Source organism: Pseudomonas sp. EB271-G4-1, from assembly GCF_058791355.1.
On record NZ_JBYTEO010000065.1, the window covers coordinates 14,331 to 28,036 of the forward strand.

The 13,706-nt window shown below is 61.4% G+C and carries 10 protein-coding genes; all 10 read right to left on the reverse strand.

Annotated features, from left to right (window positions below):
* Positions 1 to 55: 55 nt before the first annotated feature.
* A complete protein-coding gene (locus AC3WWR_RS25255; RefSeq protein ID WP_033043499.1) occupies positions 56 to 2,011 on the reverse strand; it encodes an acetoacetate--CoA ligase in 1,956 nt (651 codons plus the stop codon).
* Positions 2,012 to 2,150: 139 nt separating this feature from the next.
* On the reverse strand, positions 2,151 to 2,924 hold the full coding sequence (gene hbdH, locus AC3WWR_RS25260; RefSeq protein WP_033045670.1) for a 3-hydroxybutyrate dehydrogenase: 774 nt from the start codon (positions 2,922 to 2,924) through the stop codon (positions 2,151 to 2,153).
* 7 nt (positions 2,925 to 2,931) lie between these two features.
* A complete protein-coding gene (locus AC3WWR_RS25265) occupies positions 2,932 to 4,323 on the reverse strand; it encodes a GntP family permease (protein WP_020795424.1) in 1,392 nt (463 codons plus the stop codon).
* 283 nt (positions 4,324 to 4,606) lie between these two features.
* A complete protein-coding gene (locus tag AC3WWR_RS25270) occupies positions 4,607 to 6,022 on the reverse strand; it encodes a sigma-54 interaction domain-containing protein (protein WP_020795422.1) in 1,416 nt (471 codons plus the stop codon).
* A gap of 137 nt (positions 6,023 to 6,159) precedes the next feature.
* Positions 6,160 to 7,737 carry an ABC transporter ATP-binding protein gene (locus tag AC3WWR_RS25275; RefSeq protein WP_492599165.1) on the reverse strand — a complete coding sequence of 526 codons (1,578 nt, stop codon included), beginning with the start codon at positions 7,735 to 7,737 and terminating at the stop codon, positions 6,160 to 6,162.
* Positions 7,738 to 7,751: 14 nt separating this feature from the next.
* Entirely contained in the window at positions 7,752 to 8,774 is a 1,023-nt protein-coding gene (locus tag AC3WWR_RS25280) for an ABC transporter permease (protein WP_020795420.1), read from the reverse strand.
* Positions 8,774 to 9,832, reverse strand: coding sequence for a microcin C ABC transporter permease YejB (locus AC3WWR_RS25285; RefSeq protein ID WP_020795419.1), 1,059 nt, complete (start codon positions 9,830 to 9,832; stop codon positions 8,774 to 8,776). Before AC3WWR_RS25285 ends, AC3WWR_RS25280 begins: the two co-directional genes overlap by 1 nt.
* Positions 9,832 to 11,700, reverse strand: coding sequence for an extracellular solute-binding protein (locus AC3WWR_RS25290; RefSeq protein WP_020795418.1), 1,869 nt, complete (start codon positions 11,698 to 11,700; stop codon positions 9,832 to 9,834). The genes AC3WWR_RS25285 and AC3WWR_RS25290 overlap by 1 nt, the downstream gene beginning before the upstream one ends.
* 135 nt (positions 11,701 to 11,835) lie before the next feature.
* On the reverse strand, positions 11,836 to 12,117 hold the full coding sequence (locus AC3WWR_RS25295) for a peptidylprolyl isomerase (protein ID WP_007984657.1): 282 nt from the start codon (positions 12,115 to 12,117) through the stop codon (positions 11,836 to 11,838).
* A 106-nt stretch (positions 12,118 to 12,223) separates the two neighbouring features.
* Positions 12,224 to 13,105, reverse strand: coding sequence for an esterase/lipase family protein (locus AC3WWR_RS25300; protein ID WP_033044464.1), 882 nt, complete (start codon positions 13,103 to 13,105; stop codon positions 12,224 to 12,226).
* Between the last annotated feature and the right edge of the window lie 601 nt (positions 13,106 to 13,706).

Below are 13,706 nucleotides of genomic sequence, written 5' to 3' on the forward strand. Positions count from 1 at the left end.
CCCGCGGCGCTCTCAGGTTCATCGCGAGCATGCTCGCTCCTACAGGGGGCGGTGTTCAGTCCTGGAGTTCGGGGCGATCGCGGAATTGCTCGAGCGCCTCGGGATTGGCCAGCGCGTCGGTATTCTTCACCTTCTGCCCATGCACCACATTACGCACCGCCAATTCGACAATTTTGCCGCTGATGGTGCGAGGAATGTCGGTCACCGCGACAATCTTCGCCGGCACATGACGTGGCGTGGTGTTGGCGCGAATGACCTGGCGGATCTGCTGCTGCAGCGCGTCATCCAGTTCCACGCCCTCACGCAAGCGCACGAACAGCACCACCCGCACGTCGTCCTGCCATTGCTGACCGATGGCCACGCTGTCGAGCACCTGCGGGACTTTCTCCACTTGCCGATAGATTTCCGCCGTGCCGATGCGCACGCCACCGGGATTGAGCACCGCGTCGGAGCGCCCATGGATCATCATCGCGCCGTGGGGCAGTTGTTCGGCGTAGTCGCCCTGGGCCCAGACACCGGGAAATTGACTGAAGTAGGAGGCCTTGAGCTTTTCGCCATTTGGGTCGTTCCACAGGCCGATCGGCATCGCCGGGAAGTGCCGCGTACACACCAGTTCGCCCTTTTCGCCGATGACCGCCCGGCCCTCGTCGTTCCACACTTCCACGGCCATGCCCAGGCTCTTGCCCTGTATTTCGCCACGGCGCACCGGCTGCCAGGGGTTGCCGTTGACAAAACACGAGACGATGTCGGTGCCACCCGACATCGAGGCCAGGCACAGGTCGGCCTTGAAATCGCGATAGACATAGTCGTAGCTCTGCGGCGACAGCGCAGAGCCGGTGCAGAGCAAGGTCTTGAGGCTGCCCAGGTCATGGCTTTGCCCAGGCTTCACGCCGCTGCTTTGCAGGGTGGCGAGGTACTTGGGGCTGGTGCCGAATACGGTGATGCGCTCGTCGTCGATCAGGTCGATCAAGCGTTCGGCATTCGGATGGAATGGCGACCCATCGTACAGCACCACGGCACTGCCTACCGCCAGGGCCGAGACCAGCCAGTTCCACATCATCCAGCCGCAGGTGGTGTAGTAGAACAAGCGATCGCCAGGGCCGAGGTCGCAGTGCAGGCCGTGTTCCTTGACGTGTTGCAGCAGTACGCCGCCGGCGCTGTGGATGATGCACTTGGGCACGCCGGTGGTGCCGCTGGAGTAGAGGATGTACAGCGGATGGTCGAAGGGCACGGCGACGAAATCAGGATCGCCACCCGGGTCATAGAAATCATCCCAGAGCGTCACATTGGCCTGGGTACGGAAATCTTCGATGCGTGTTCCGGGGAGTGCGTAAGGCACGATCACCAGTTGCTGCAATGACGGCAGGCGTTCGAGGATTTCGTTGACCTTGGCGCGCTGGTCGATCTCCTTGCCGGCATAACGATAGCCAGCGCAGGTGACCAGCACTTTCGGTTCGATCTGGCCGAAGCGGTCGATCACCCCTTGGGTGCCGAAGTCGGGCGACGAACAGGACCAGATTGCCCCCAGGCTGGTGGTGGCGAGCATGGCCACCAGGGTTTGCCAGGTGTTGGGCATGCAGGCCGCCACCCGGTCGCCAAGGCCGACACCGGCCGCAATCAAGCCCTTCTGAAAGCCTGCGACATGCTCCGCCAATTCGGCCCAGGTCAAGTGTTCGCGCTGGCCGTTTTCAGCCACGGCCACGACGGCTACGGCATCGTCGCGTCGACTGAGCAGGTGTTCAGCGAAATTCAGGGTGGCGCCGGGGAACCACTGGGCGCTGGGCATTTGTCGGCCTTCCAGTAGCACCGCGTCGGGTTGCTCATGGAAGCGGATGTCGAAGAAGTCGACGATGGCCTGCCAGAAATCCGGGCGCTGGTCGATCGACCATTGATGCAGGGCGGGGTAGTCGTCGATGTGCAGGTGGTGCCGTTGATTGACGAAGCGCCGAAAGGCCTCCATGCGAGTCTTGCCGATGCGTTCGGCGGTGGGTTGCCATAGTACTTCGGACATGATTTGCCTCTTATTGTCGTCAGATCGTTCCCACGCGCCGCGAAGGGGTGCCTCAGCGGACGCTCCGCGTTCGGCTCTTGGGACGCAGAGCGTCCCGGGCTGCATTCCCACGCAGAGCGTGGGAGCGATCAATCTGTGGTTACTGCGCCAACCACCCACCATCGATATTCCACGCCGCGCCACGTACCTGGGTGCCAGCCTCGCTGCACAGGAACAGCACCAGTTCACCCAGTTGCGGCGGTGTTACGAACTCCAGCGACGGCTGTTTCTCGGCCAGCAGGTCATGCTGCGCCTGCTGTGGGTCGATGCCCTTGGCGGCGCGATCGTCGATCTGCTTTTGCACCAGTGGTGTCAGCACCCAGCCCGGGCAAATCGCGTTGCAGGTGATGTTGCTGGTGGCCGTTTCCAGGGCAACCACTTTGGTCAGGCCGATCACGCCATGCTTGGCGGCGACATAAGCGGCTTTGCCCGTCGAACCCACCAGGCCATGCACCGAGGCGATGTTGATCACTCGGCCCCAGCCCTTGGCGCGCATGCCCGGCAGGCTCAGGCGGGTGCTGTGAAACACCGATGACAGGTTGATGGCGATGATCGAGTCCCAGCGTTCCACCGGAAACTCGTCTACCGGCGCCACATGCTGGATGCCGGCGTTGTTGACCAGAATATCGACGCCGCCGAATTCGCGCTCGGCGTAGGCGATCATGTCGGCGATCTGCGCCGGGTCGCTGACGTCGGCGGGATGATGGCCAACCTTGCCGCCGAACTGTTCAACCTCGGCAATCACTTTGGATGCATCGCCAAATCCGTTGAGGATCAGATTGGCGCCAGCCTTGGCCAGGCTCAGGGCAATGCCCAGGCCAATGCCGCTGGTGGAACCGGTAACCAGTGCGGTCTTGCCTGAAAGAGTCGTCATCAATGCCTCACACAATGCCAGTGGCGTAGAAAGTGCCGATCACTACGAAAACCGCCAGGGTCTTGATCAGCGTAATACAGAAAATGTCTTTGTAGGCTTCGCGGTGGGTCAGGCCGGTCACCGCCAGCAAGGTAATCACCGCGCCGTTGTGTGGCAGGGTGTCCATGCCGCCGCTGGCCATCGCCGCCACCCGGTGCAGGACTTCCAGCGGGATGTTGGCGGCATGGGCCGCTGCGATGAAGTCATTGGCCATGGCCGCCAGCGCAATGCTCATGCCGCCGGACGCCGAGCCCGTGATGCCCGCCAGCAGGGTCACGGTGATCGCTTCGTTGACCAGCGGGTCAGGGATGCTTTTGAGCCAGTCGGCCAGGACCAGAAAGCCTGGCAGCGATGCTATTACCGCACCAAAACCGTATTCAGACGCTGTGTTCATTGCTGCCAGTAATGAACCGCTGACTGCACTTCTGCTGCCTTCGGCCAACTTGCCGCGAATCGCCTGGAAGCCGAACACCAGCACCACGATGATGCCGACCAGCAGTGCAGCCTGAACGGCCCAGATCGCCGTTAGCTTGGCGATTTCGGTGGTCACCGGCGCAGCCATGCCCGGCAGCGCGAGACTGTGGGTCTTGCCGTACCACTGTGGAATCCACTGGGTAAACAGCAGGTTCATGATGCCCACGGCCAGCAGCGGCGACAGGGCGATCCACGGATTGGGGAGTTTGATGTCGGCAGCGGTTTCCGGCTCATTGCGCAGGTCGGTGCCGTAGCCTTCGCCGCTAAGCTGAGCCTTGTTACGCTGGCGCTGCAGAAACAGCATGCCGGCGCAGACCACGAAGATCGACCCGATCAAACCCAGCCATGGCGCGGCCCAGGCGGTGGTGTTGAAGAAGGTGCTGGGGATAATGTTCTGGATTTGCGGGGTGCCGGGCAGGGCGTCCATGGTGAATGAAAAGGCGCCGAGGGCGATGGTCGCCGGGATCAGGCGTTTGGGAATGTTGCTCTGGCGGAACATTTCCGCGGCAAACGGATAGACCGCGAACACCACCACGAACAGCGAGACGCCGCCGTACGTCAGCAGGGCGCAGACCAGCACGATCACGAGCATCGCCTGGCGGGTGCCGAGCAAGCGAATCGCCGCCGCGACGATCGAGCGCGAGAAGCCGGACAACTCGATGAGTTTGCCGAACACCGCGCCGAGCAGGAATACCGGGAAATACAGTTTGATGAAACCGACCATTTTTTCCATGAACACCCCGGTGAAGGCGGGGGCGACGGCGGAAGGATCGGTGAGCAGGACGGCGCCGAGGGCGGCAATCGGGGCAAATAGGATAACGCTGTAGCCACGGTAAGCAGCCAGCATCAGCAGCGTGAGGGCTGCCAAGGCAATGATCACACTCATGGTGTGTCTCCTGGATTGTTATTTTTGTATGGGTGAAACGTTGTAGGAGACGGCTTTAGCGAGTTTCGTGCCATGTGGGTAAGTTGTTGAAATATAAGGATATAATTTTGTGCGAAGTGGCGATTAAGTGCTTGTTGTCTCTATTTGGAGACTTTTTGTGCCTGAAAAGATCGCAGCCTGCGGCAGCTCCTACAGGGAAACGCTGGAAATCCATGTAGGAGCTGCAGCAGGCTGCGATCTTTTGATCTGAAAATTACATCTACAAATAGAGATTTATGTCTCTCTATTGAGACTCCGCAATCCCCAACGCCACCATCTTCTTGTACAAGGTCGACCTTCCCAGCCCCAATCGCGCCGCCGCCTCAATCACCTTGCCCCCGCATTGCGCCAGGGCCGCTTCAATCAATTGCCGGTCAAAGCGCTCGCGCGCCGCACTGAACGTCTCATGCTCCTGCGGTTCGATGGCCAACGGCGCCACGCGCTGAACTGGGGTAAAAGTCCCGATCGCCGCGCGGATATCCGCCTCCGTCAGGCGCAGGTCGTCGCTGAGCAATGCCGCCCGCTCCAGCACGTTGCGCAGTTCGCGAATGTTGCCCGGCCAGGCGTGTTGGCCCAGGAGCGCCAGCGCATCGCTGTTCAGTTCGTGCTGGCTGCGCAGTTCTTCAAGGATCGCTTCGCTCAGGGCAGGCAGGTCGTCGAGCCGCTCGCGTAGCGGTGGCACCTGGATCGGCAGGACGTTGAGGCGGTAGTAGAGGTCGGCGCGAAACTCGCCACGCTTGATCGCCGCTTCCAGGTCGGTCGAAGTCGCGGCGATCACTCGCACATCGCTCTGGATCACCTCGTTGGAACCGACCGGTTCGAATTCCTTTTCCTGCAACACCCGCAGCAGTTTGCTTTGCAGCGGCAACGGCATGTCGCCGATTTCATCGAGAAACAGCGTGCCGCCCTGGGCGATCTGCAGTTTGCCGGCGCGGCCTTTGCGGTCGGCGCCGGTATAGGCGCCAGGCGCAGTGCCGAAGAATTCGGCTTCGAGCAGTGCTTCGGGGATCGCCGCACTGTTGATGCTGACGAACGCCTTGTGGGCTCGCGGCGATGCATTATGGATCGCCTGTGCCAGCAATTCCTTGCCGGTGCCGGTCTCGCCGAGCAGCAACACCGGCGAGTCGGTGCTGGCGCTGCGCCGGGCGCGGCGCTTGACTTCCAGGCTGGCGGCGCTGGTGCCGATGAAGTGGGCGAAGTTGTAGCGGGTCTGTCGCGCCCGCAGCAGCGAACGCGTGGAAGCAAGCTCTTGCTGCATGCTCATGTAGCGCTTGAGCATCGGCGACAGGCTGCGCAATTCGTCGAACAAGGCGAAGCCGATGGCGCCGATCACCTCGCCGGCATCGTCATGAATCGGCAGGCGCATGACCACCAGGGGTTCCTTGGGGGTGTCCTGCATGTCGAGCAGAATCGGTCGACCGGTGCGCACCACCTCGCGCAACAGGCTGCCGGGGATGACGCTTTCGCAGGCCTTGCCAATGGCGTCTTCAGCCGATGGCAGGCCGAAACGCTTGGCATAGCGTTCGTTCATCCAGACGATGTTGGCGTCGCTGTCGACGATCACCGTGCCTTCACTTGACTGCTCGATGATCTCGAACAGCGAGCGGATCGCCAGCAGGCGCACGCGCTGGTAGTCCTTGAGGCTTTCGGTGGTGTTCATGAGGGCTGATCCTGATTGTGTGTTGCCTGTGTCGGCCCCTTCGCGAGCAGGCTCGCTCCCACACTTGATCTGTGTCGTTCACAAATCCCCTGTGGGAGCGAGCCTGCTCGCGAAGGCCGCGACGCGGTCTGGCCGGATTATGCCTGCCCCACATGCGCCGCCGCCAACAGCTCTTTGGTGTAGGGGTGCTGCGGTGAATCGAACACGTCGTGGCTGGCGCCGCTTTCGACCACCTTGCCGTCCTTGATCACGATCATGTCGTGGGCCAGGGCGCGCACCACCGCCAGGTCATGGCTGATGAACAGGTAGGTCAGCCCGTGCTTTTCCTGAAGTTGACGCAGCAGGGCGACCACCTGCTTTTGCACGGTGCGATCCAGCGCCGAGGTGGGCTCGTCCAACAGGATCAGCGCGGGTTTGAGCACCAGCGCCCGGGCGATGGCGATGCGCTGGCGCTGACCGCCGGAGAACTCGTGGGGGTAGCGATGCCGGCTTTGTGGGTCCAGCCCGACTTCCTGCAGCGCCCGGATCACCTCGGCGTTGCATTGTTCGGTGCTCAACTGGCTATGCACTTCCAGGCCTTCGCTGATGATCTGTGCCACGGACATGCGCGGGCTGAGACTGCCAAACGGATCCTGGAATACCACCTGCATTTCCTTGCGCCATGGCCGCAACTGCTTCTGCGTCAGGCCATCGAGCGCCTGGCCCTGGAAGTGAATAGCGCCTTCGGAGTCCAGCAGGCGCAGGATCGCCTGGCCGAGGGTGGACTTGCCGGAGCCCGACTCGCCGACGATGCCCAGGGTCTTGCCGCGCTGGATGCTCAGGCTGATGCCGTCCACGGCCTTGAGGTAAGTCTTGCGTTGGAACAGTCCGCCACCAACGGCAAATTGCACCCGCAGGTCGTGCACTTCCAGGACTTTTTCGCGTTCGTCCCGGGGCAGGGCTTCGCCTTCGGGCTCGGCGTTGAGCAACAGGCAGCTGTAAGGGTGTTTCGGTGCGGTGAACATCGTCTCGCAGTTGGCTTGCTCGACAATTTCCCCGGCTTTCATCACGCAGACGCGCTGGGCAATGCTGCGCACCAGATTGAGATCGTGGCTGATCAGCAACAGCGACATGCCCAGTCGCTGTTGCAGCGACTTGAGTAGCAACAGGATCTTGCGCTGCACTGTCACGTCCAGCGCCGTGGTCGGCTCATCGGCGATCAGCAATTCCGGTTCGCAGGCCAGGGCCATGGCAATCATCACCCGCTGGCGCTGGCCACCGGATAGCTGATGGGGGTAAGACTTGAGCCGCTCCTGGGGTTTCTGGATGCCCACCAGATGCAGCAACTCGAGTATCCGTGCTTGCGCCGCCTTGCCGGCCAGGCCCTTGTGCACCAGCAAGGTTTCGCCGATCTGCTTCTCGATGCTGTGCAACGGGTTCAGGGAGGTCATCGGCTCCTGGAAGATCATCGCGATGCGATTGCCCCGCAGTTCGCGCAATTTGCGCGTATCGGCGCCCACCAGTTCCTGGCCGCGATAGCGGATGCTGCCGGTGGTCTCGGTGCCGCATTCGGGCAGCAACTGCAGGATCGAGTGCGCCGTCACCGACTTGCCCGAACCCGACTCTCCCACCAGTGCCAGGCATTCGCCGGGGCGGATGTCCAGGCACAGGTCGCGCACCACCGTCTGGCCGTTGAAGGCGACGCTGAGGTCACGGATTTCGATCAGGTTGGTCATGTCAACAGTCCGCTTCACGAACGAGGGTCAAAGGCGTCGCGCAAGGCTTCGCCGATGAACACCAGTAGAGAAAGAATCAACGCCAGGGTGAAAAACGCCGTCAGCCCCAGCCACGGTGCCTGCAGGTTCTGTTTGCCCTGACCGATGAGCTCGCCCAGGGAGGCGCTGCCGGCCGGCATGCCGAAACCGAGGAAATCCAGCGCGGTGAGGGTCGAGATGGCCCCGGTCAGGATGAACGGCAGGTAGCTCAAGGTCGCGTTCATGGCGTTGGGCAGAATGTGTCGCACGATCACCTTGCGGTCACTCAAGCCCAGGGCTCGGGCGGCCTTGACGTATTCCAGGTTGCGCCCGCGCAGGAATTCGGCACGCACCACGTCCACCAGGGCCAGCCAGGAAAACAGCGCCATGATTCCCAGCAACCACCAGAAATTTGGCTCGACGAACCCCGAGAGGATGATCAGCAGGTACAGCACCGGCAGCCCTGACCAGACCTCCAGCAGCCGCTGGCCGAGCAAGTCGACCCAGCCACCGTAATAGCCTTGCAGGGCACCTGCGGCGATGCCGATCAGCGCGCTGACGAAGGTCAGCATCAAGGCGAACAGGATCGATACCCGCGCGCCGAAAATCACCCGCGCTAACACGTCCCGCGCCTGATCGTCAGTGCCCAGCCAATTGACCCCTGAAGGCGGGCTCGGGGCCGGTTTGTTCAGGTCGTAGTTGGGCGTGTCGTCGCTGAAGGGGATCGGCGGAAACAGCAACCAGCCACCGTCCTTCTTGATCAGGTCCTGAACATATTCGCTGCGGTAATCGGCCTGGAACGGCAGTTGTCCGCCGAATTGCTGCTCGGTATAGCGCTTGAACACCGGGAAATACAACGAACCCTGGTAGCTGACGACCAGCGGTTTGTCATTGGCGATCAGCTCGCCACCCAGGGTCAGCAGGAACAGCCCGACGAACAACCACAGCGACCACCAGCCGCGGCGGTTTTTCTTGAAACGCTCGAAGCGGCGTCGGCCTAATGGCGAAAGCTGCAGCATCAGGCGTTCCTCGCAGCGAAGTCGATCCGTGGATCGACCAGGGTGTAGCACAGGTCACCGACGAGTTTTATCAGCAGGCCGAACAGCGTGAAGATGAACAGTGAACCGAACACTACCGGGTAGTCCCGTGACACGGCCGCCTCGTAGCTCATGCGCCCCAGGCCGTCGAGGGAGAAGATCACTTCGATCAACAGGGAGCCGGCAAAAAACACGCTGATGAAGGCCTGGGGAATTCCCGATACCACCAGCAGCATGGCGTTGCGGAACACGTGACCGTACAGCACTCGGCGTTCGCTCAAGCCTTTGGCGCGGGCGGTGACCACGTACTGGCGGGTGATTTCGTTGAGGAACGAGTTCTTCGTCAGGATGGTGAGGGTCGCGAAACCGCCGATCACCAATGCGGTCACCGGCAGTACCAGGTGCCAGAAGTAATCGACGACCTTGCCCAGGGTCGACAGCGATTCGAAATTGTCCGAGACCAACCCGCGTACCGGGAACCAGTTCAACGAGGTGCCACCGGCGAACACCACGATCAGGAACATGGCGAACAGGAAGGCCGGCATGGCATAGCCGATGATGATCGCGGTACTGCTCCAGACATCGAAATGACTGCCGTGGTGCACGGCCTTGCGAATCCCCAGGGGAATCGACACCAGGTAGGTGATCAACGTCGCCCAGAGCCCGAGGGAGATGGTGACCGGCATTTTTTCCAGGATCAGGTCAGTGACGGTGGCACCGCGAAAGAAGCTCTTGCCGAAATCCAGGCGCGCGTAACTGGTGAGCATCAGCCACAGGCGTTGCGGTGCCGGTTTGTCGAAACCGTATTGTTTTTCGATGTCCTTGATCAGCTGCGGGTCGAGACCGCGGCTGGCCCGGGAATGGCCCATGGTTTCGCTCGAACCACCACCGACACTGGCTCCGCCGATGCCCTGCAAATGCGCAATGGCCTGTTCCACAGGGCCACCTGGCGCGGCCTGGACGATGACGAAGTTGACCAGGAGAATGATCACCAGTGTCGGGATGATCAGCAGCAGGCGTCGCACGATATAAGCCCACATCAATGCGGTCCTCCGGGTCTGCCACGACGGATGCGCTCGGCGGTCATCTGCTGGTTGGTCAGCGGTGTGGTGCTCATTTCCCACCAGCTCTCGATGGCTTCGTCATTGCTCGCCTGCACGTTCGGTATACCGAAGCGATTCCACCACACGGTGGAGCTGCCCGGCGGGTAATAATTGGGAATCCAGTAATAGTTCCATTGCAGCACCCGGTCGAGCGCATGGGCATAGTGCAACATGTCGGCCTTGGTGCTGGCGCGTAGCAGGCCGTTGATCAGCGTATCCACCGCCGGGTTCTGCAAGGCCATGTAGTTGTTGGCGCCGGGATCAAGGGCCGACGCCGAGCCGAAGTAGTTGAGCAGTTCGCCGCCGGGAGAGGTGGTGACCGGATAGCCGGTGACAATCATGTCGTAGTCACGGCTCATCAGGCGGTTGACGTACTGGGACGAATCGATGCGGCGGATGTTCATGTCGATGCCGATCTGTTTCAGGGTGCGCTTGTAGGGCAGGAGCAAACGGTCCATGCCGTTCTGGCTGACCAGGAAGGTGAAACTCAGTGGCTCGCCGTCGGCGTTCACCAGTTGATCACCCTGGGGTTTCCACCCGGCCTGTTCGAGCAGGCCCAGGGCTTGCAATTGCTTGTCGCGAATCACGCCGCTGCCATCGGTTTTCGGTGGTTCGAACACTTGGCTGAAGACTTCATCGGGGATCTGTCCGCGCAAGGGTTCCAGAATCGCCAGCTCACCGGCATCAGGCAGCTGCCGGGCCGCCAGTTCGGTATTGGAAAAGTAGCTCTTCTGGCGGATGTACAGGTTGCGCATCATCTGCCGGTTGCTCCATTCGAAGTCCCAGAGCATCGCCAGTGCCTGGCGCACCCGGCGGTCCTGGAACATCGGCTTTTGCAGATTGAACACGAAACCCTGGGCCGATTGCGGCGCTTCGGTGGCCAGGTGGGCCTTTTGCAGGCGACCGTCGCTCAGGGCCGGGCTGTCGTAGCCGATGGAGTAGCCGGTGGCGGAAAACTCGCGGTTGTAGTCGTAGGCGCCGCCGCGCAATACCTGGCGCGCGACATCGGTATCGCCGAAGTACTCGATGCTGAAGCGATCGAAATTGTACAGCCCACGGCTGACCGGCAAATCCTTGCCCCACCAGTCGGGGTTGCGCTCGAAGGTGATGCTGCGCCCCGAATCGACCTTGCCGACCTTGTACGGTCCGCTGCCCAATGGCGGCTCGTAACCGCCGCCATTGGCAAAGTCACGGTTCTTCCACCAGTGCTCGGGAAACACCGGCAAGGTGGCGATGTCCAGCGGCAGGGTGCGGTTTTCGTTGTTCTTGAAATCGAAGCGCACGGTCAATGGCGACTCGACTTCCACGCCCTTGACGTCGGCGAACTGCGTGCGATAGCGCAGGCTGCCCTGGGTCATCAGCAGATCGAAGGTGTAGCGCACGTCCTGGGCGGTGATTGGCGTGCCATCGGCAAACTGCGCCTTGGGGTTGAGGTAGAAGCGCAGGGACAGGCCATCGTCGGAGCGCTCCATCTGCTGCGCCACCAGACCGTACACCGTGTAAGGCTCATCCAGCGAGCGCTGCGCCAGGGGAGAGTAGAGCAGGCCATCGATCTGCGTCACGCCGATGCCCTTGTCTATATAAGGCAGGACGTGATCGAAATGCCCGATCTCGATCGCGGAACGGCGCATCGTCCCGCCCTTGGGGGCTTGCGGGTTGGTGTAGGCAAAATGACTGAAGCCGGCAGGGTACTTGGCGGGTTCGCCATATACGGTCAACGCATGTTGAGGTGCGGCATTCACACCGGCGGCGCCCAAGAGCAGGGCCACGGCAGTGAACAATAAAGTCGGGAAAGCCAGTCGCATTGTAAGCCTTAGAGCCGGGTGGTCGTTAACCACAATTTGTACGCTAGCGGCGCGTCCCTCGCCAGCCGAATTACGTATCTGAAACACGACGGCCCACCAGAAGGCGGGCCGTTGCACAGCCAATCCAGGGTGTTATCAGTCCTGGCGGCTGGTCACTTCCAGCAGGTGATAGCCGAACTGGGTCTTGACCGGGCCTTGCACCACGTTGATCGGTGCGCTGAAGACCACGGTGTCGAATTCCTTGACCATCTGGCCTGGACCGAACGAGCCCAGGTCGCCGCCCTGGCGGCTGGAAGGGCACGTGGAATTGGCTTTGGCGACTTCAGCGAAGTCTGCGCCCGCCTCGATTTGGGCCTTCAGTTCGTTGCACTTGGCTTCGCTGGCAACAAGGATGTGACGGGCAGTGGCTTTGGCCATGGGAAAACTCTCCATTCAATGTACGGTAAAATGCTGAGCCTACCGGATTCAGTGGGGTATTTCTCCTCAAAGTTCCGTTGCCAGCGCTCTGGATGGCAGGTTTGGTTTAAAGTCCGGCTTTTTCCAGGCGCTCGGCGTGCTGTACATAAAGATCGATCGGGTCGATGCGCCTTTCATTATGACCACCGGCCTGGTGAAGGGTGCCCAGATGGTCCAGCGGATAGTCGGAGCGGATGATGGTGCCCAGGTGCGAGCTGTAGCGCCCGACCATGCCATCGTTCTGCAAGGGCTCGGTGGTGAAATAACGTGACAGCGCCCGCAGCAGGCCGTGGGACGGGTCCAGTGTTTCCAGTTCGGCATCCCGCCGCTTTCCCTGCACGACGCCACTCCAGGAATAGTAGCGGACACCATTGACCTGTTCGCGGCCCTTGCCGCCCCAAGACGGCGGCAAGCCTTGCGGGTACTTCCGGTTGAATGCGCCCACGCCCTGCGTGGTCAAGGCATCCAGCGCGGCGATGGCATTTTGCGGCAGCCGGCGCTTGCCGCTGAGCAACGACATGAGGTCGGCGAACAAGGTGACAACGATTTCGGCTACCGTTTCCGGCAAGTGGCCTGGCGTCAATGCCTTGCGCAGCAAATCGGCCAGTTCGGACCCATGGTTCGGTCCACTGACGGACGTTACCGAGGCCACCTGGCCTGGCGCTGTCGCGGCGGCATAGCGGGCGGCCAACGCGCCTTGGCTGTGACCGATCAGATTGACCTTGTGGGCGCCGGTGCCCTCCAGTACCCGATGGATCTGCGCCAGAAGCTGTTCGCCGCGAACTTCGTTGCTGTGGGTGGCGGACACAAACGGGACGAACACACTTGCCCCGGCGTTCCGCAGGGCCTGCTTGACATCGTGGAAGAGGTCCACGCTGGCAATTCGCTCAAAGCCGAAAAGCCCGTGCACCAACAGGATTGGATAATGAGTCTTTGCATTCCGTTGCATGTTCATTCCTTTTTCCAGGGTTCGAGAAAGTGATTTCCGACCTCACTTTAAAGACTCCAATGCCGGCGCGATGCATGAAATAGCCGCGGTGGCCTGGGGAAAACGGCATAGGCACGGTACGAATGCGCGGAGGTGGAGGTGGCTTCCTGGACTGCCCTGTGGCGCATTGATACCTCGACTGTAGGAGCGAGCATGCTCGCGAAAAACCCGAGAGCACCGCGGGGTGTCAGGCTCCCCGCGTCATCGTTGACCTCCATCGTCGGAACGCCGCCCGGAGCGTGCTCGCTCCTAAAGGAGTTAACGGGGTGCCTGCGAGCAACAGCAAAGCGAGGCGGCCTTAAAGCCGACCTGATTTTTACGGGTGTACCTGGATCCCCTGCTCGCGAAGGCGGCAGCACATTGATCGTTTGATCGTTCCCACGCTCTGCGTGGGAATGCCGCCAGGGACGCTCTGCGTTCCACCGACGACGCGTTAATTGAGCCGTGCGCAACGATGATGCGCGGCGTCACAGGAAGCCCTGTGGGAAATTGGTTGTCGGAGTGCATATCCATTGCTGCGGTAACGGCCTCCTATGGTTTCGCTTTTACAGCGACTCCCTTT